20 protein-coding genes and 2 pseudogenes are annotated in these 18,882 nt (G+C 49.1%); 11 read left to right on the forward strand and 11 right to left on the reverse strand.

The window, feature by feature from the left end; genetic code table 11:
* Nucleotides 1-86 precede the first annotated feature (86 nt).
* Complete coding sequence (locus tag H1230_RS26790) at nucleotides 87-362, forward strand: hypothetical protein (protein ID WP_239712856.1); 276 nt, start codon at nucleotides 87-89, stop codon at nucleotides 360-362.
* Here H1230_RS26790 and H1230_RS26795 read toward each other — a convergent pair.
* From H1230_RS26795 to H1230_RS26820, 7 genes and pseudogenes are all read right to left on the reverse strand, one after another.
* The gene (locus H1230_RS26795; protein WP_239712857.1) at nucleotides 348-1,043 is read right to left on the reverse strand and encodes a copper homeostasis protein CutC; all 696 of its coding nucleotides are present in this window, start codon (nucleotides 1,041-1,043) and stop codon (nucleotides 348-350) included. The two genes, H1230_RS26790 and H1230_RS26795, sit on opposite strands and share 15 nt — an antisense overlap.
* A 122-nt stretch (nucleotides 1,044-1,165) precedes the next feature.
* Nucleotides 1,166-1,243, reverse strand: a pseudogene (locus tag H1230_RS31780) (glycosyl hydrolase family 8); the annotation flags it as partial.
* A gap of 101 nt (nucleotides 1,244-1,344) precedes the next feature.
* Nucleotides 1,345-1,559 (reverse strand): annotated as a pseudogene (locus H1230_RS26800) (carbohydrate ABC transporter permease); the annotation flags it as partial.
* A gap of 211 nt (nucleotides 1,560-1,770) precedes the next feature.
* Nucleotides 1,771-2,223 (reverse strand): NanQ anomerase/TabA/YiaL family protein, encoded by a 453-nt coding sequence (locus H1230_RS26805; RefSeq protein ID WP_239712858.1) that lies wholly within the window; start codon nucleotides 2,221-2,223, stop codon nucleotides 1,771-1,773.
* 211 nt (nucleotides 2,224-2,434) lie between these two features.
* Nucleotides 2,435-2,887, reverse strand: coding sequence for an NUDIX hydrolase (locus H1230_RS26810; protein WP_239712859.1), 453 nt, complete (start codon nucleotides 2,885-2,887; stop codon nucleotides 2,435-2,437).
* A 251-nt stretch (nucleotides 2,888-3,138) separates the two neighbouring features.
* On the reverse strand, nucleotides 3,139-3,492 hold the full coding sequence (locus tag H1230_RS26815; RefSeq protein WP_239712860.1) for a cupin: 354 nt from the start codon (nucleotides 3,490-3,492) through the stop codon (nucleotides 3,139-3,141).
* Between the two features lie 44 nt (nucleotides 3,493-3,536).
* Nucleotides 3,537-4,034: an NUDIX domain-containing protein gene (locus H1230_RS26820; protein ID WP_239712861.1), complete on the reverse strand. Its 498-nt coding sequence runs from the start codon at nucleotides 4,032-4,034 to the stop codon at nucleotides 3,537-3,539.
* A gap of 176 nt (nucleotides 4,035-4,210) precedes the next feature.
* Between H1230_RS26820 and H1230_RS26825 the strand changes: the two genes are divergently transcribed.
* The gene (locus tag H1230_RS26825) at nucleotides 4,211-5,347 is read left to right on the forward strand and encodes a copper amine oxidase N-terminal domain-containing protein (RefSeq protein ID WP_239712862.1); all 1,137 of its coding nucleotides are present in this window, start codon (nucleotides 4,211-4,213) and stop codon (nucleotides 5,345-5,347) included.
* Between the two features lie 109 nt (nucleotides 5,348-5,456).
* Here H1230_RS26825 and H1230_RS26830 read toward each other — a convergent pair whose 3' ends face one another.
* Genes H1230_RS26830 through H1230_RS26845 form a run of 4 tightly spaced genes read right to left on the reverse strand, consistent with a single transcriptional unit; the run spans nucleotide 5,457 to nucleotide 8,961 of the window.
* Nucleotides 5,457-6,245, reverse strand: a complete 789-nt coding sequence (locus tag H1230_RS26830; RefSeq protein ID WP_239712863.1) for a VOC family protein — start codon at nucleotides 6,243-6,245, stop codon at nucleotides 5,457-5,459.
* Nucleotides 6,242-7,057 carry a pyrroline-5-carboxylate reductase family protein gene (locus tag H1230_RS26835; RefSeq protein WP_239712864.1) on the reverse strand — a complete coding sequence of 272 codons (816 nt, stop codon included), beginning with the start codon at nucleotides 7,055-7,057 and terminating at the stop codon, nucleotides 6,242-6,244. The genes H1230_RS26830 and H1230_RS26835 overlap by 4 nt, the downstream gene beginning before the upstream one ends.
* A gap of 42 nt (nucleotides 7,058-7,099) precedes the next feature.
* Entirely contained in the window at nucleotides 7,100-7,930 is an 831-nt protein-coding gene (locus tag H1230_RS26840; RefSeq protein WP_345773378.1) for a MetQ/NlpA family ABC transporter substrate-binding protein, read from the reverse strand.
* Nucleotides 7,930-8,961, reverse strand: a complete 1,032-nt coding sequence (locus H1230_RS26845; protein ID WP_239712865.1) for a uroporphyrinogen decarboxylase family protein — start codon at nucleotides 8,959-8,961, stop codon at nucleotides 7,930-7,932. Before H1230_RS26845 ends, H1230_RS26840 begins: the two co-directional genes overlap by 1 nt.
* A gap of 259 nt (nucleotides 8,962-9,220) precedes the next feature.
* Between H1230_RS26845 and H1230_RS26850 the strand changes: the two genes are divergently transcribed.
* The 9 genes from H1230_RS26850 (at nucleotide 9,221) to H1230_RS26890 (ending at nucleotide 18,862) form a co-directional block, all read left to right on the forward strand.
* A complete protein-coding gene (locus H1230_RS26850; RefSeq protein ID WP_275590988.1) occupies nucleotides 9,221-10,399 on the forward strand; it encodes an amidohydrolase in 1,179 nt (392 codons plus the stop codon).
* A gap of 72 nt (nucleotides 10,400-10,471) precedes the next feature.
* Nucleotides 10,472-11,317: an STM4015 family protein gene (locus H1230_RS26855; protein ID WP_239712866.1), complete on the forward strand. Its 846-nt coding sequence runs from the start codon at nucleotides 10,472-10,474 to the stop codon at nucleotides 11,315-11,317.
* Nucleotides 11,280-12,593: an STM4014 family protein gene (locus H1230_RS26860; protein ID WP_239712867.1), complete on the forward strand. Its 1,314-nt coding sequence runs from the start codon at nucleotides 11,280-11,282 to the stop codon at nucleotides 12,591-12,593. Before H1230_RS26855 ends, H1230_RS26860 begins: the two co-directional genes overlap by 38 nt.
* Entirely contained in the window at nucleotides 12,590-13,375 is a 786-nt protein-coding gene (locus H1230_RS26865) for an STM4013/SEN3800 family hydrolase (RefSeq protein ID WP_239712868.1), read from the forward strand. The genes H1230_RS26860 and H1230_RS26865 overlap by 4 nt, the downstream gene beginning before the upstream one ends.
* A 17-nt stretch (nucleotides 13,376-13,392) precedes the next feature.
* A complete protein-coding gene (locus tag H1230_RS26870) occupies nucleotides 13,393-14,778 on the forward strand; it encodes an STM4012 family radical SAM protein (protein WP_239712869.1) in 1,386 nt (461 codons plus the stop codon).
* A complete protein-coding gene (locus H1230_RS26875) occupies nucleotides 14,775-15,644 on the forward strand; it encodes an STM4011 family radical SAM protein (RefSeq protein WP_239712870.1) in 870 nt (289 codons plus the stop codon). Before H1230_RS26870 ends, H1230_RS26875 begins: the two co-directional genes overlap by 4 nt.
* Nucleotides 15,641-16,165: an adenylyl-sulfate kinase gene (gene cysC / locus H1230_RS26880; protein ID WP_239712871.1), complete on the forward strand. Its 525-nt coding sequence runs from the start codon at nucleotides 15,641-15,643 to the stop codon at nucleotides 16,163-16,165. The genes H1230_RS26875 and cysC overlap by 4 nt, the downstream gene beginning before the upstream one ends.
* Nucleotides 16,166-16,917: 752 nt before the next feature.
* A complete protein-coding gene (locus H1230_RS26885; RefSeq protein ID WP_239712872.1) occupies nucleotides 16,918-17,655 on the forward strand; it encodes a glycerophosphodiester phosphodiesterase in 738 nt (245 codons plus the stop codon).
* Nucleotides 17,656-17,659: 4 nt separating this feature from the next.
* Nucleotides 17,660-18,862, forward strand: a complete 1,203-nt coding sequence (locus H1230_RS26890; RefSeq protein WP_239712873.1) for an SLC45 family MFS transporter — start codon at nucleotides 17,660-17,662, stop codon at nucleotides 18,860-18,862.
* Nucleotides 18,863-18,882 lie beyond the last annotated feature (20 nt).

Genomic DNA, 18,882 nt, shown 5'->3' on the forward strand with positions numbered 1-18,882 from the left:
TTTCCTCATTTCAGCATAACCTAAGGAATGAATAAGTCCTACTTGAAATTCCATATAGCTTCGATTGTAGTAAGGAGGCTAACTACTTGGATAAAAAGAAACAAAGAACTGTTTATGAGGGCAAAATACCTACTAATTATCCAGAAAACTATGCCGCGAAGCTTGCTATTATTGCTGGAGTTATTACGACATTAGGCGATGTTATAGCTACGATTGCAGCCACACTTGCCTTGGAAGAAATCACCAACGCCGAGAATAATCAGGATCAACAAGGTCAAAGAGACCAAGAGAAAAAAATGTTGAGTATGCAAAAACAAATCGATAGTTTAACCGTTCAATTAAAAAAGTTAAAAAATAAATGAATTCAAAAGCGTACGAACTGCCTTCAGCCGTACAGGGTCAATAGGCTTCAGCGGATTTCCCTCTTCTCTGACAGCTGAACCGAAATGTACCCGTCTCACTCCCGTGTCGCTAATAAATTCGCTAAGTCCCTTTATAGATAAGCCACTGCCCGCTAAAATAGATATGGACTGCTCTGAGGTCCGATGTTCCAGGGCCGCAATCCGCTCTCTCCCCTCTGGAGCAGTAGGACGTGCACCGGATGTTAGAATATCCGTAATTTGCGGATATCGCGCCAATAATTTAAGGGCCTCGAATTGATCTTGTACCTCATCGAATGCCCGATGGAAAGTAACCTCCATACCGTCTGCTGTCTCCAGCAGTTGGCCTAACAAATCCTCAGCTACCGTACGGTCGTGGCGAAGGATTCCCAACACAAGAGACAAGCCTCCCACGGAACGGATATGGCGGATATCACGTTGCATCGTTTCCATATCAGCTGCATCATATACGAATGACCGTGCATGGGGTCTGATCATAACCCTAACTGGAATGGAGACTTTCTCCCGCACCTCTTCAATGAGGCCTAGACTGGGCGTCAAACCACCTTCACTAATCCCTGTAATCAGTTCAATCCGATCAGCGCCATAACGCTCGGCTATAATCGCATCACTCACTGTAGTAGCAATAACCTCTAATAACATCCTTTATTCCTCCTTAACTATAGATCCGCTCTAGCATCCAACTTCGTAGTCTTGGCAAGAGCTACGTCCCTATTCTCTCACATAATGATCGGTTGGACACCAGATGCGGTAATTGCCGGACAGCGCCACAGCCGGTCAAATACATCTTGTCGGTCATACTGAACAGCCATCATTATCCCATATGACATTCCTTCACTACGGAATCAGGATAGAAGCCAGGGAGAAGCGGGTTAGCATAAACAATTGAGGATAGGATCATTTAACAGACAACCTTCCCATTCCGTAATAAGTAGTAGCGTGATTACTCCTTAACAATCCCTACATTCTGGCCGACTACAAAATACTTTTGCCTAAACGGATAGACTACCAATCTAGGTATCGAGGCAACGATGGTAACCGCAGCCCGGATCGATAGGGAGTCACCATCGCTTGTGAGGAATTCTGATTCATCCCTACTCCTGCTGCCACATTCGGGTTGCTGTTCGCATCGAACCAAGAGTTCCATGCTCCTTGGGCTCACTCCTTTTACATCGTGTTGGTATAAATCCATCTTCATGAATCCGCTTCCAATAAGATATGACCCATGCTTTCATATTTGCATAGATGTGTGAATCACTACCAAAAAATGGTTGTCCACTAACGCAAAGAAACCTCTCCATGAATAAGTGGAGCTACCCACCACTACCCATAGAGAGGTTTCTTTCGGTAATTATAATTCAATCACGCCTTAGATCTTGATCTTCAAGACTACCTTACGCACAGCTTCCTTCTGCTTCGCTTCAATGCCCGTCATATGCCCATCCTGCGGATAACAGATCACAAGATCGCCCGGGCTTGCAGCCACTGCCGATTCCACCTCTCCAGTGAAGAACACTGCATCCTTCTCAGTGCTGTACTCATCCCTTACATGAAGACGCTCAATAGCAGAGTAGCCGATCCGCTCAGTTCCTTCAAGGATATAATGCAGATCCAGGTTCACTCGATGCGCTTCCCAGAAGCAATCCGTAGCCTCCTTGGTCTCATATTCGTTAATGAAGTAGAACATCTCTTCATCTACAGCATGACGTCCAGCGGCCTGTCCGGTGAAATCCGTGTTCTTCAGAAATTGCAGCCCTCGTTGAATCTTATCTCCATAAGCACTCTCATTCTCCAACAAGTGATCTAAAGTATCTACGATCATGTTAAGTATCCCCCTAAAAGTTTTGTTAGCATTAACTTCTTGATATTCTTCGCAAAACTGGCTTCGAAAGCAGACACTTAGTTTTGTTAGCATTAACTTCTTGATATTTCTTCGCAAAACTGGCTTCGAAAGCATTCGGGCAAATCATAGCCCATACTTAAGAGCTCGGTCTATACATTAGTTCACGTTAAGAAATCCGAATGTATGTATCTCACCATTGAATGCATCCTGACTTGGACAGGATCATATAGGAAGCCTGATTCATATTGTCTATTGGTTGAGCCAACGAGAAGAACTTCAGCTCCAGCCCTTCATCGTCATTCAGGAACGGCTCTCCCTCTACTCCTATCGCCTCATACAGCATTATCGCATTATATACCTCGTCTCCGTTGGGATAACGGTAATACATATCTTTACCCGACAATACAGCTTTGAGAATCACTTCCTTGCAGATGAGTCCACTCTCTTCATGCAGTTCCCGGTGGGCCGTCTCTTCAAAAGATTCACCAAGCTCCATGCCTCCGCCAATCGTGCCCCAGTCACCCGAATCGGCACGTCGCTGCAGCAGCAGCTCCCGTTTGTCGTTGAACACTAATACCGCTACCCCGGACATAATTATCGGTCTTGTCCCGACCATCTTCCGCAGTTCGCTGATGTAACCCATATCTGTTCCCTCCTCGAATTCATACCACAAATAATTCAATTCACCAAGAAGAAACGACCTCCTAAAGTCATATCACTCCTAATAGTGTATTTCGTGTAATCAAACGAAGGAGAAACTCCCCATTTCAAAAAATCTGTCGTATTCTACTGTAAGAAATACAATAGAATCCTTGTTCAGGACCAATAAGAACGTTTCTACTGCACTTTTTGCAATGAAACGGAAATGCCTTCTTCTTGGCTAGTGCCTTAAGTTCAGCTACGTAGTATTGCTGTAATGTCCAAATGCTGGCTTTCGATGATAATCGCTATTAATCCTTGATCTGTACGGGTCTCATGCCACTCTCCCTGGGTCCAGTAAGCTGCATAACCCACGCTGATTGGAACCTCTGCTGTTTGGCCTGCTCTTACCCAGCCTTCCCCATTTACGACCAGAAACAGCTGCGCGACAGGAGCCTGATGCCATCCAATGACCCCTTTTTCACCTAGGTGCATACACCCTACATGCGCAGAATACGATTCTGACAGTATTCGCGACATGATAAGCTGTTGGCTGCCAAATGCTTCAATCGACTTCCCGGCTTCTTTGGTGAAATCATAGATTTTCATCCCTTTAGAACAGCTCCTTCCGTCCTGACTGTGGTGCTTCACTATCAACTCTCAGGAGTCAGCTTCTCAATAATCGCCAGCAGGAAGGTTTCCGCCAGGCTGCTTTTTTTGATCGCTTCTGCCGCTTCAGCAAAAGTAAACCATGTCGCATGATCCACTTCAGCGCTGATCTGACTCAAATCCTCCGAATCCACAATACTAATAAAATTTAACATCAGCGTATTGGAAGGCTCAAAATAAAGGCTCCGCATATATTCATAGGCTATAACGTTAAGCCCTACCTCTTCCTTCACCTCGCGAATGAGCGTAGCTTCAGCATCTTCACCTTTATTCACGTAACCTGCGAGCAGTATGTAGTCTTGCCGGTTGTACTGTTGAATTAATAGAATCTTATTCTTGTCCTTATTCAATACCGCTGTACTCATTGCCGTACTAAAGATTGGGAACCTGAACATTCCGCAGGATTTACAAAACGGGATCTGTCCTTCCCCCTCGCACTCTTTCATAATCAGCTCTGTTCCGCATTCCAGACAATATTTCAAAATAATCGCTTCCTTCTGCCTTCATATAGTGGGATCATAATGATTTCTATGATAGGCTCTGAGCGAAACGAAGTCTAGTTGAATCCAGTACAACCCATATTTTTTTGCAACTTTTCCCATAAAATGCAGTCTAGATACAAGTGAAGGAAAAAAGCCTACCAAGGAGAGATACGCAAATGAAAAAATGGACACTCGTGCTAGGTCTGCTCGCTGCGACATTCACTTTAAGTGTAGGTACAGTATCTGCTGCACAGGATAGCCGTATTTTATTGAATTATAATGATACCGGTCTAAGCAGCAGCAAAGTAATTGTGGAGGGAACAACAATGGTTCCCCTGAAGTCACTGGCAGCAGCAATGGGGTACACGTTATCCTGGGACCAGGCTTCCAAAACAGCGAAGCTGATTTCTCCAGAGCGCGAGATCGGCTTCATAACCGGTTCCAAGTCGTTAAAGGTGAACGGAGCGGCGTCAGCGCTAGCGAAGCCCACACGTATTATCAAGGGAGGTATGTATATTCCCCTCGTATCCGGGGTAGTCGCGCTAGGTGGCACAATCGTATACGACAAAAGCAGCAGTACTCTGAATATTGTGGATGAGCCGAGATATGTTACAGCCTCTGCCCAGGGTCGGACCTATTGGGTCTCGCAAAAAAACGGTGATCTCTACTATCGGGCATCCGTTACGGGAAAGCCGCAGCGAATGGGCAGCCTGCCACTGAAACCTTCGGCGTATTCTTATGGGCTTGTTATTACGGACGCCGGTAAGGGAACAGATCTGCTGCTGCTCAGTGAAAAGCATTATGCCATGTTTAACGATTTCAGCAACGGGTATCAGGCGCTGATCCATAGCGGGACTATCCTGAAGCAGATGGATTATCACTTCAGCAACTCTTCCTATCAGCATGCTCCCCAACTGGCCACCACACAATTGTTCATGACTGATGGTTTAAATGTACAGTATATTAATGGGGATGGCAGTCTTGGCAAGCTGTATGAGCTGGAGAAAATCACTGGACTGAAAGATGAATTTACAGTGGAATATGCCGCAGCTGATGTGGTGCTGATACGTTCGCTTACCACCGCGCATCTATACGCAATTAATACGAAGACGGGTGTAGGCACAAATCTTAGCGCAAAGCTGATTAGCAGCGAGGATTGGAAAGAATGGAAAACGGCAGACGGCAGTGATCCTTATGTCCTCCCCAAAATGCTGGTTCTAACCAAACGAGTTGGAGATGTGCTGACATTCACTTATACTCCACTGACTACGGAGAAAGCTAAAAAGGTAGCCTATAATCTGGCCTTCCAATAACCCTGAACTCCAAGTATTGGTAGACACAAGAAGAAACGGCTTTACCATCCTCTGAAAGAGGCGGCCTCCGTTTCTTCGAGAAATATAAGGATAAGTTATCGTGTGAACATTAGGTAAACACATATTCGCCTTCACCAATAATGATCGTCCGCCCCTGTAAGCTCGGGCTTTCACTACTGAGAACCAGCTGTGTCAGTTGCTGCTTATCTCCTTGCTGAAATACAAAATTCTTGTCGCCAATGGCAAGTGCCACAGAGCCTTGCCCATCAGATGGAGATGGAGATGAAGCAGCAATCGCAGATAAGCCGAAGACCTGCCCCCAATGAGCCGCAGTGGCGGCGGGGTCAGATACAGAGAAGATCGCCTGTTGGACTGTAATCTCTCCGGCAGGATGGGGTGTAATTATTCCCGTTTCCTTTAGCTCTGCCAGCCGCTCATCATCGCTTCCCTTCCATTGGATAAAGAATGGATAGATCAGCCCTTGAAAATTTCCGCCAACGGTCAGCATCCGCCATTCAATCCACTGCCCCTGTACATTCAAGCGTTTGCCGTACATAATAGGTGACAATTTCAGTCCCTGCTGTTTCAAGGAAGCAGCGGTCTCTTCAATATTATCTGTGCGGATTGCAACTCTACTGAAGGCCTCAACCTCAGGCAACAGATTCACGGCATCCTTAACCACGAGGTTTGCCGTATCCGAAGACTCAGCCAGCTCCCGATCCTCAATCGCCAGAAACTCAATATAATTCAATCCGAAATAACTGAGAGCGTTGTGGGTACCCCACAGCTTATGCGATCCTCCGGGGAATGCAGTGAGGCCATTATTCTTGAATGCCGTTATGGCCTGCTCAAGATCGTTGACATAATGCACGGTATGATCCCATTGAAGTATACTCATGAGCGAACCTGCCCCAGTTCCGTGGTGCGCTTCACGGCAGCCTTCACGCTGCGCTGCAGTCCTGCCGCAAAGTCACTATTATTCAGCTCATAGAATGCATGAATACCCACCCCGCCCGGTGAATTGTTAATATCCAGCAGCTGGCGTGGATGTAATCCGCTATGCCGCAGCATCGCGACCGCACCTGCAACATTCTCCAGGGCAACCTGCCAAGCCTGCTCCCGCGGCAGCCCCGCCAGCACTCCAGCATCCGCCAATGATTCTATAAAATAATAGACATAATTGGGTCCCGCGACTCCGTAACCCGTAAATATATCAATCAACGATTCTTCCAGATACTGCACCTTTCCAAAGCCATTTAGGAAATCATCTACATGCTCCTTTCGCGCATAGACATTCAAAGCCGCCCCGCTATAGCCAAGACCAGTATCTGTTAATGTATTCGGAATGACCCTAATAATAGGCCGCTCTTGCCCGCCGACATATCCGCCAAGCGTCTGAATGGTTACCCCGGCCACGACAGACAGCACGGCAGTGCCGCTGCCCGCATATTGGGAAATGGCTTCACCTACGCCAGCCAGATCATCCTGTGGTCGAATCGCAAGGATAATCAGATCAGCTGTGGCAAGTGCCTCTTCTTGCGAAAAAGCAGCCTCAATCCCATAAGTTTCACTCAAAAAGGTGATCCGTTCCTCGTTAATATCCGCCACGCTAAACTGTGCGGCCTCATTTATACCCTTGCTGATATTGGCACGGATGATCGCTTCCGCCATCTGACCGCCACCGATGAAATGAATTTTTTTTGCCGCCATATAGATTAGTGCCTCCTTAGCTCTTAGAGTCTTGACATGTATTTAGTTATTAGCCCAGGCATCTGGCAGAATGAATCCATCGTATTTCTCTGTGGCATGAATATAATCTTCAAATTCTTTAGATTCATAGGCAGCCTTCAAATCCTTGGCCCACTGGGTATTAAGGTCCGCTTTGTTGATCGTTACCGTGACACGGTGCTGCTCCGGCGTATTCTCAATCTTGAGCGCTTCAGTAATCTTCCGCTTGGCATTCGCGATGTAATTGCCGTTCACGATCCCATAATCGACGTCAGCTAGTGACACCAGAATTTGAGCCGAATCCAGAACCTCCAGCTTCAGATTATACTTATCCGGCTCCACACTGCTCAGGTTGAAGTCTGTCGTTCCAGCGTCCGCTTTTACCTTCACCCAACCTAAATCTTCGAGGATACGCACTGCACGCTCCTGATTAACAGGATCATTCGGAAGAGCAATGACAGATCCATCTTTTACTTCATTAAGCGACTTATGTTTCTCAGAATAAAGACCCTGCGGCGCACTTGGCACAAAATTCAGCACGGTCATATCTGTATTCAGCTCTTTATTGATCCCTTCCATATACGCCGTACTTTGGAATATGCTGGCGTCAATGGAGCCCTCCTTCATGGCAGGATTGACCTGCATGTTCTGGGAGAAGGTTTTGATATCGATTTTATAACCTTCTTTCTCCAGAATCGGCAGAATACCCTGGCGGAACTGTTCCTCATAGGTACCTACGCCAAAGCCTACTACGATATCCTTCTTATCTGCCCCGGCCGTCTCTTTGTCGCCGCAAGCGCCTAGCACCACAGACATTCCTATTAATACGACTGCCGCTAATTTCTTGATTTTCATTAGTTAAGCCCCTTTTCATAGATGGAATCATGTAATGCATGTAAAGACTGATCTTGTACGGTGACTGGAATTGCGCAATTAGGTGATAATATAAATGGCTCGTCTGCCATAATCCGCAAGGCAAATTCAGCTTGTGAACGAATACGTCCGAACTCATTGCCTGCAAATAACGCGTGATCCACACCGCCAACCTTAGTTGGCTTAAGCTCAGCATTCAGCCCCGGATTTCCTGAGGCCCCCATGTCCCAACTGATGCCCTCGATCGGATAATCATTGAACCGTTCCGGATGGGACTTAGCTCCGCAGGTGTGCAGAATCCTTTTTCCGTAATCCGCAGCCTCCAGCACAATAGCATCATAGGGCCGTGAGAATTCATTAAAGGCTGTTTCCGTAAACATATCCGGGTGAGCCGTGCCTGTTACCGCGTAAAAAATGCCATCCATCCCCCGCTTCCCAAGCTCCTGTACATAATTAGCCAAGGTTAAGGCAATCGCGTGCAGCGCATGATGAACTCCCGCCCTTTGCTCCGTCAATAACGTCCGAATCGGCACGGGCTGATTACTGCCATAGATGGTATCTGTTACATAAGCCGATTGACCCGCCAGAAACAGCAACACAGTCAATGGTGAAAAAATCGTCTGGACCAGCGGTGTATCCGGCAATCCCTGACGAATCAGACTTACGGCCTCTAGCTGTTCGGCGAGTGGGGCAGCATTTGCAGCTTGCTGCACTTGAATGTCCCAAACATCCTGCGGTTTCTCAATGACCGCTCGGGTCTGCTTGGGAAATACGGATTGATAATCCTCACAATCATAGGTATTGCCCCAGGCTTCCGCATAATAAGTAGCGCGGGGGTTAATCTTGACCCAATCCAACTGAAATTGCTTCGTATAAGCTACGGTGATATCTGCCAAGTCCTTGGCATTCCCCTCTTTATCCAAAAAATGACGCCAACCGCTGACAATGGGCCGATCTGCACGTTCACCCGACAATAAAGCCGCAAAACGTTCTTGCTTAGACCAGTCTCCCATCCGCTTCACCCCTTTTCCAATCTAATACACACTTTATTCATCGGAATAGTTAAATAAATGAATTGAGTCGTATAATAGCATGTTTAAAAATGAAACGTCAATGATATTTATGCTTTTTTGCTGAAATTCCTCACATTCATTTTCATAGTTAACTAGCGCATTGACAGATGGTCCAACATACAGGTAGCATGAAACCGTATAATCTAATCGGAATACTGTTATATTTATATAAAAGTACAGAAAGCGAGGAAGGACCATCATGCCACAGACGCCATTAACTTCATTAATTGATAATGAACAATACCTCACGGAGCGATTGGTTCAGGTCCGCCGTGAGCTTCACCAAGAGCCCGAGCTATCGAATGAGGAATTCCGGACGACAGCGAAATTACGGAGTTGGTTAACTGCTGCCAATATCAGAATTCTTGACTTGCCACTGGCGACAGGCCTGATTGCCGAGATTGGCAACGGCCGCGGCTCCATCGTTGCAATCCGTGCGGATATTGATGCCCTGCCGATTGAAGAAGAGACGGGGCTGCCCTTTGCTTCCGTCATTCCCGGCAAGATGCATGCTTGCGGTCATGACTTCCATACCGCAAGCATGCTTGGAGCGGCCTATTTGCTAAAAGCCCGCGAAGCAGAACTCCCCGGTACGGTGCGCGTGCTGTTCCAGCCCGCTGAAGAAACAGGCCATGGAGCCAAAGCCCTATTAGAATCTGGGGGACTCAGTGGAGTCTCCGCTATATTCGGCATCCACAACAATCCCGATTTATCTGTTTGTTCCTTTGGTACACGGAGCGGCGCACTCACCGCCGGAGTGGACCGGTTCATCATTACCATACGCGGCAAGGGAGCGCATGCGGCACAGCCTGAACGTGGGCAGGATACGATTGTGACCGCTGCACAGATTATCACCTCCCTGCAGACCATCGCCAGCCGCCTCACCCGTGCATCCGAATCCTTGGTGGTTAGCGTGACTAGAATCAATGGTGGCAACACCTGGAATGTGTTGCCTGGGTTTGTAGAATTGGAAGGAACGGTACGGACGCATAACGAAACTATCCGTGCTGTTGTTCCGCAGCAAATCACCCAAATTATCGAAGGTATTGCAGCAGCAGCAGGAGTACAAGCAGAGCTGAACTGGATTCCCGGCCCTCCTGCTACAGTAAATGATGAATACTGGGCAGAGTTCGCCACAGAAACAGCAGCCAAGCTTGGGCTTGAAACTCAGAATTTGGAGCCCCAAATGGGCGGTGAGGATTTCGCATTTTATTTACAGCAGATTCGGGGAGCGTTCGTAAATATCGGAACAGGAGGTGCATTCGGACACCATCACCCGCAGTTTGATGTGGATGAGGCTGCGCTGCTGCCGACTGCACAATATTTTGCCAAGCTGGCGGTTTCGGCACTGGAATCTTTAAATAGCCCCTCCTTCTAATTCTAATTTGACTACCCTACTTCCAAATGATAGGGTATCTTCAAAGTCAAAATATTCCGGGAGGGAAGATCCATGACTGAAGTGAAGCTTGGGATTGGCTATGACGAATTCGAAGATGGTCAAAGGATTGGCACAGAGATTGAGAAGTTAAGCAGCAGCCCTGAAAGTACTTCCGTAAGCAGCCTGATCATTGGCGACTGGGGACAAGCCTACGAGAATAGTTCAGAAGAAGTTGTGGATGCGTTGGTTAAATACAGTGCAAGCTTCCCGGCTCTGCGCAAGCTGTTCATCGGTGAGATGAGCTTTGAGGAATGTGAAATTTCGTGGATTACACAAAGCGATCTGTCTGCGCTCTTCCCCGCTTTCCCCGAACTTCAATCGCTCACCATTCAGGGCGGGAATGAGCTGAGTCTCAACCAGCTGCACCATGATAAGCTTGAAGAGTTGATTATCATTAGCGGCGGACTCGGCAAAGGTGTTCTGGGTAATATTGCTACAGGGCGTTTGCCCAATCTGCGCAAGCTGGAGCTGTATCTTGGTGTCGATAATTACGGTTTCGATGGAAGCGTAGATGATATTTTCCCCATCATTCAGCCTGGGAAGTTCCCTAAACTCACCTATCTAGGATTAAAAAATAGTGAAATACAAGATGAAATTGCTGCAGCGTTAGCGGATGCCCCTGTTCTGAACCAGCTGGAGACACTGGATTTGTCTCTGGGCACTTTGAGCGACAAAGGCGCCGAGGCGCTGCTGGCAAGTGCTAGAATTAAAGGACTGAAGGCGCTGAACCTGAGCCACCATTACATGTCTGATGAGATGATTGAACGCTGGCGGAAAAGTGGATTGCCTGTCGATGTCAGCGACAAGCAGGAAAGCGAGGATGGGGATGACTGGCGCTATCCGTCCATCACAGAGTGATGCCCCCTTGCGGACGCTAATCGTTATAGGCAATCCCGGGGACAAGCGGACTGGCGGTATTCAGGAGGCTAGACGCAATCTTGGGCTACCGCCAGCCATTATTATTCCGTATGCCGGATTGCTGGCGGGACAATCACTAGCGGAGCTATCTCTTTCCTTGCCTGATGATGCCCGTGTTGACCTCCGCACCGCTCCCCCGCTGCTGCGGCTGGAATCTCCTGGCGGCAGCTTCGAGATCGAGCGCGCCTTGATCATGTTAGGCGCACCGGATGCCGAAGATATGGACGATTCGCTGCATCCATACGGAAATCATCCTGATCCCCATCCCCTGAGCGTCAAGGCAGCAGGGAAACTAAAGGATTTGCAAGGTGTGCTGCATCATCCATCCCAGTGGTTCCGCGGCTACTGCCGCATGCTGGCAAGGCTGAAACAGGAAGCGACCGAAGCATACCCGGGCTCTTTGTGGTTAAACCACCCCACAGATATTGCGAACATGACGGATAAACGCCGGACACAGCAGATTCTGGCAGAGGCGGGCATCCCCATCCCCCGACCTTTGGGGGAGAAGAAGAAACCCACAGATTATGCTTCTCTGCGTGAGAGTATGCTGAGCGAGCGAATGCATCGCATATTTATTAAGCTGGCCTGCGGTTCAGCAGCTTCCGGTCTTATTGCCTACCAGATCAATCCCGTAACAGGTGCTGAAGTCGCCTTAACTACGGTTGGAGTAGAGCATTACATCACACGTCCTCCCATTTACTATAACTCGGGCAAGCTGCGGCGGTATACCGATACAACAACCATCTCGGGCATTATTGATTGGCTCTATCGTCATGGAGCCTATGCGGAGCAATGGATACCCAAATCGGGGCATGGTGGACGGTCGTTCGATATCCGCCAGCTTGTCGTATACGGAGAGGCCTGCCACTCCATCGCCCGGGTAAGCAGCACTCCGATTACGAATCTGCATTTGCGCAGCCAGCGGATGTCTCCAGCAGAAGCCGGACTGTCGGAGCAGATTCAGGAGCAGGTGCGGGATACAGCCGTGCAGGCATTAGCCGCTTTCCCGAGCTCAGGTATTGCCGGTATAGATGTGCTTGTATCCGGGAGTTCACAGCGTTGCTTCGTAGTTGATGTCAACCCGTTTGGCGACTTGCTGTACGAGGTTAAATACCACGGCTGCAGCACATACGAATGGGAAATGAAGGTGTTGTTCGCCAGAGACTATATCGCCAAACCTCCTACACCACCGGTCGCAAAGGAAGGTTCAGCATGACAGATATGAACTGCATTGTTGGCACCCATGACATTCTGATGATCACACTGGATACCTTGCGGTATGATGTGGCTGTGCTGGAGGAGGCGAATTGTCCCAACCTGTGTGGTGGCGGACCTTGGGAGAAACGCCATACCCCAGGCAGCTTCACCTATGCCGCGCACCATGCCTTCTTCGGCGGTTTCCTGCCGACTCCGGCAACAACGGACAAGTCGGAGCATGTCCGGCTCTTTCATTCAAGGAACACTGGAATGAAGACTCATCCCCACACCTGGCTGTTCGATACGCCGGATTTGGTGTCCGGGCTTGCTGGCGCGGGCTATCGTACGGTTTGTATCGGTGGCGTTATTTTTTTCAGCAAAAAAGTACCGCTCGCCCGTGTGCTGCCCAGCTATTTCCAACACAGCTACTGGCGGATGACGTTTGGCGTCACTAATCCGCGCTCCACGGAGCATCAGGTGAATCATGATTTGAAGCTGCTCAAGGACACGTCGCACGAGCAAAGGTTATTCATGTTCCTCAATGTTTCGGCCATGCACGGACCAAACCATTATTTTCTGCCGGGGGCCCGCAAGGATTCCGTGGACAGCCAGCGCGCCGCACTCCGTTATGTCGACGGCGAGCTGGGACGATTATTCGCAGCCTTCCGAGAGCGGGGGAATCCGGTTTTTTGTCTCGCTTTTTCCGATCATGGAACGGCTTACGGCGAAGATGGCTATCAGGGGCATCGGCTCGCACACGAGACGGTGTGGAACGTTCCTTACCGTGAATTCACATTGTAACAGGAAGGAGAACAGCTATGACTTTACCACTCGATCACCTACTCCTCCACAACGATGGGAAGCACTCCCTCTCTGCCGAGGAGCTTTTGCAATGGAAGGAGAATATTGCCGCTTACCCTTACCGCTCTTATCTATATTCCTATCCCCATAAAACAGCCTACCGCGACCTGCAGCCTCCAGTCCCCTTGAAGGAGCTATGGGCGGACGAGCCTGCGGAAGCTTTTTTCCTATATATGCATATTCCTTTCTGCGGCGCACGCTGCGGCTTCTGCAATCTGTTCACGCTGCCCGACAAACGCGCCGATGTCCACACTCGTTATGTGGATGCGCTGGAGCGGCAGGCGAAGCAATGGGCAACGTTCACCAGGCATAAGCCTTATGCCCGCTTCGCTATCGGCGGCGGCACGCCCACTCTGCTGGCCGAAGAACAGCTGCGCCGCTTGTTCACCATAGCTGTGGATATTATGGGACTGGATACGAGCGTTGCTTCGATTTCGGTCGAAGCCTCTCCCGAGACCCTGACGGATGGAAAGCTGATGATTCTTAAAGAAGCCTCAGTGGACAGGGTCAGTATGGGTATTCAGAGCTTTGTAGCCGCAGAAGCTGCAGCCATATACCGCCCACAGAATCCGGACGAGGTCTATCGCGCGCTGGAGCTGTTGGGGAAATACGATTTCCCGATCCTCAATCTGGATCTGATCTACGGGCTCCCTGGACAAAGGGTGGACTCCTGGCTCTATTCACTGAATCAGGCTCTTTCCTATGAACCGGAGGAAATTTTTATTTATCCGCTCTACACTCGCGAGCATACAATTGTTAAGCCCGGAGATATGCATCGCCAGGATGATATTCGCCTTCATTGCTACACAGCAGCCCGAGAACTGCTCATCGGACGCGGCTACCGCCAATACTCCATGCGCCGCTTCGCGAAAGAAGCGGCAGGATCAGACAAATCCATTCTCAATTACAGCTGCCAGGAAGAAGGCATGGTCGGGCTAGGCTGTGGAGCCAGATCCTATACACGCAGCGTCCATTATGCTTCCCGTTACGGGGTCAGCCGCAAAGCAACGGAGAGCATTATCGCCGATTATGTAGCGGCAGAACGTTATGATACGGCAGACTACGGGATTGTACTGAGCCTTAAAGAGCAGCAGCGCCGCTTTATTCTGAAGGCTATTTTGCATAGCGAGGGGCTGCAGCTTTCCAGTTACAGTGAGCGCTTCGGATGCTCACTGTGGAGCGATTATCCTGAGTTGTCCCTACTGCTGCAAGCTGAGCTTGGCAAGGAGGAAGACGGCGTGCTAACCCTAACCGCTGAGGGCATGGGCTACTCTGACTCTATCGGCGACTGGTTTATTTCGGGTGAGATTCGGGAGCAAATGGAAAGGTTCGTCTTGCCATGAAGGCGGTTCTCTATTACCGCGGCTCTCTCACCTCCTGCAATTATGATTGCCCCTATTGCCCCTTCGGCAAAACAAGGGACAGTGCAGCCACCCTCGCCAAGGACCGTGTTGGATTGGAAACCTTCGTAGAGTGGATCGGAGCACAGGGGGCGGCGGGCCATCGGCTGTCTATTTTCTTCAACCCCTATGGTGAAGGGCTTATTCACCGTTGGTACAAAGATGCCCTGATCGCACTCTCTAACATGGAACATGTGGATAAGGTGGCGATCCAGACTAATCTATCGGCGGACTTAAATTTCACCGAAGCGCTGGACCGCGACAAGGTGGCCTTTTGGGCTACCTATCATCCAGGACAAATACAAGAAGATAAATTCTTAGCCCAATGTATGACTTTGTACGCGAGGGGTATTCCGTTTAGCGTGGGCAGCGTGGGCCTGCGCAGTGCTTTTGCGGCTATAGCCTCACTGCGCACATCCCTGCCGGAAGACGTCTATTTATGGGTGAATGCTTATAAGGATAAGCCAGATTACTATACGTCAGATGAGCTTTCCTATCTAAGCAGCATCGATCCGCACTTTGCTATTAATGCTATGGACTATGAGAGCCTGGGCAAAATATGTAATGCGGGCCGTAATGTATTCTATGTACAAGGCTCTGGACTCGTTAAACGCTGCTACAAGGATAGAGGCGTCATCGGCAACCTCTATCGCGATGGATTGGAGGGCCTCTCCGCTGAGCGCAGCTGCCGGATGCAGCTATGCGACTGTTATATTGGTTATATTCATATGCCGCAACTGGGGCTGCAGGACATTTACGGCTCTGGCTTGCTGGAGCGAATCCCCCCTATGGGAGACTCTAAACGATGATAAATAACCCAAATTCAGGATTCACCCTATGGCTGACCGGATTATCCGGCGCAGGCAAATCAACGATTGCGGCCCTGCTGGCAGACAGGCTCCGCGAACAGGGAAGGGCCGTGGAATGGCTCGACGGCGATGAGCTGCGGCGTAACCTCGGGCGGGGGCTCGGCTTCAGCCGCGAGGACCGGTTCGAGAACATCCGCCGGGCAGTCTACATTGCCGGATTGCTGAACCGGCAGGATGTGATTACGATTGTATCGGTCATCAGCCCCTACCGGGATATGCGGCTGTATGCCCGCCAAGAGCTACCGCAGTTCGTGGAGGTTTATGTAGATTGCCCATTGCAGATCTGCGAGGAGCGTGATGTCAAAGGGCTGTATGCCAAGGCCCGCCGCGGGGAGATTCCCTCCTTCACCGGAATTTCTGATCCTTACGAGATCCCGGAAGGTCCAGAGCTTACGCTACGTACGGCAGAGCAATCGCCGGAGCAAAGTGTTGCTGTATTGCTGGAATGGCTCAAACAGTGATTCATTCAATAGAACTAAGAAGCTGAAGCTAGCGCCAGGAATAGATTATTCATTAGACTATTCATAGACCATCCTTAGACCATTCATAGACTATCCTTAGACCATTCATGGACTGTCCTTAGACTATCCATAGACTATCCATGGACTATCCTTAGACCATTCATGGACTATCCTTAGACCATTCATGGACTGTCCATAACAAGCCGCTACTTTAGCGCCAGGTACTGGATCACTCGCACAGCCATTTAGCGGGAATTTCTCCCTTTATTTAAGCTGAAATCAGGCGAAAATTAGATTTAACGGGATTTTCTCCCGCTAATTCTCTCGATCTCCTCTTTTTTCAGTCATATCTCTGTATTTAGAGGGATTATTTCCCTCTATTTAAGTAATATAGGCTTGTAGGGATAAATTAGAGGGAGTTTTTCCCGCTATTTCACCCCTGATTCTTCTTCTATAAGCTCACCCCTTGCCTCCTACTGAATAGTGGTGGTGGGCGCGGTGGGCGGGTGGCAATAGTTGGTGGCGTTAGTGGACGCGGGTGGTGGTGGGAAGCGGCGACTGGCTCAGTGGAACAATATCCCAGAGATATTACTCCTTTATGTATGTCTCCTGTTAACGCTAGGTTAAATTTTCAAAAGTAGTACCCTTACAGTATTTCCGAACAGGGTTTCTTGGCTCTATGTGGAATATGGATAAGGTAGCCCGCACCTGCAGGGCATATGTAAATCATAAGGCGGAGGGATTGTAAGCTAATGAATAACATCATTAATTTTGCGCATCGCGGCGCGTCGGCGGTATGTCCAGAGAATACGATGGCGGCATTCCGCAAGAGTCTTACGCTTGGAGCAACTGGCATTGAGACCGATGTGCAAATGACCAAGGATGGCGGACTCGTGCTTATTCACGATGAAGAGCTTAACCGCACTACGGACGGAACCGGATATATAAAGGATAAGACCCTTCAAGAAGTGCTGGCGGTAGATGCGGGATCTTGGTTCGGAGCTGAATTCAATGGTGAAAAAATCCCGACTCTGGAGGACTTGCTTGATCTGCTCCAGGGACGTGACACTATACTGAATATTGAACTTAAGAACGGTCTCTTCCTGTACCCCGGCATGGAGGAAAAGGTCATCGCGACTGTGCGGGACTTCCACATGAGTGAACGGGTCATCCTGTCGAGCTTCAATCATTATTCCCTGGCTTACTGTAAATCTATTGCTCCGGATATTCTAACCGGAATTTTATATGGTGAAGGTTTGTATCGTCCATGGGATTATGCAGCTTCACTAAAAGCAGATGCGCTGCACGCTACGCATTATGCCGTGCTGCCGGAATTCGTCGCCGAAGCCACTAAGCATGGTATTGACTATCATCCCTTTACCGTAAATGAACCCGAGCGAATGAAATACTTAATAGCTGCAGGCGTGGCCGGCATTATTACCGATTATCCGGACCTGCTGGCCGAACTGCTGGCTGCCCAAGGAGGCTAATGGGGTGAAAAAGGTCTGGCTGCTCGGCTTTGGCTTTTTCAGCATCAGTATTACTTGGAGTCTGTATAACGCGTTTGTGCCCTTTTTCCTGGAAAAGTATGTGCATAGTGTGGCCCTGATCAGCTTCATGATGACCATTGATAATTACTTTGCCTTGTTCCTGCAGCCGTGGATCGGCAATCGCAGTGACCGCACAACCACACGTTTCGGGCGCAGAATACCTTATCTGATGATTGGAATGCCTTTGGCTGCTGTGCTGACCTTGTTAATCCCGTTTCACACTGGTCTGTTCACGCTGCTGCTATTCATGATGCTGATGAACTTGGCCATGAGTCTGTACCGCTCGCCGACAGTCGCCTTAATGCCGGATATCACCCCCGATGCTCAGCGTACGAAGGCTAACGGGTTGATTAATTTCATGGGTGGATTTGGCTCGATCCTCGCTTATGGCGTGGGTTCCATCCTCTATGATTCTAACCCGGCGCTGCCGTTTATCGTGGCGGGTCTGATTACTCTTTTATGCTTATTTATCGTCTCACACTTCATTAAAGAAGGCCGGGACGGCGTGAATCAGGAAGGTGTCGCAAGAACTGTCAAGCCTTCCCACATCTCCTTTAAGAAGCAGCTAGACCGAACAACGGTACTTCTCTTGGCAGCGATTTTTTTCTGGTTTGTTGCTTATCAAGGTGTGGAGACCCTCTTTACTCTCTACGGCAAACATCACCTCGGGCTAAGTGAAAAAGCGGCCTCTTTCTCCCTAACCTTCTTCTCGCTGGCTTTCGTACTGTTCGCTATTCCGAGCGGCTGGCTAGGTGGACGTTTCGGGAAGAAAAAAATCATAATCATCGGTGTATGCGGTCTTATGACTGTGTTCGCATTGGTAGGGTTTGCACAAAACTTGTTGTTCCTACGGGGCTTGCTGCTGATTGGCGGAATGTTCTGGGCCTGTATTAATATCAATTCCTACCCTTATATTGTGGCAACGGGTACTGAGGAGAGCATTGGCACACGAACAGGGATGTATTATCTGGTATCTTCACTTGCAGCAATCAGTTCGCCTCCCTTACTTGGCCTACTGATTGATCTGCATGGTTATTCTATTTTGTTCTACTGTGCAGCGGCCAGCATGCTAATTGCTTTACTCTGTCTGCTCCTGATGAATGGAGGCAAAAAAACAGTGAAGACGCTCCACTCCTCAGGCGCATAATACACCTGCATCTATTGTTC

This window comes from Paenibacillus sp. 19GGS1-52, assembly GCF_022369515.1.
Taxonomy (GTDB): domain Bacteria; phylum Bacillota; class Bacilli; order Paenibacillales; family Paenibacillaceae; genus Paenibacillus_AQ.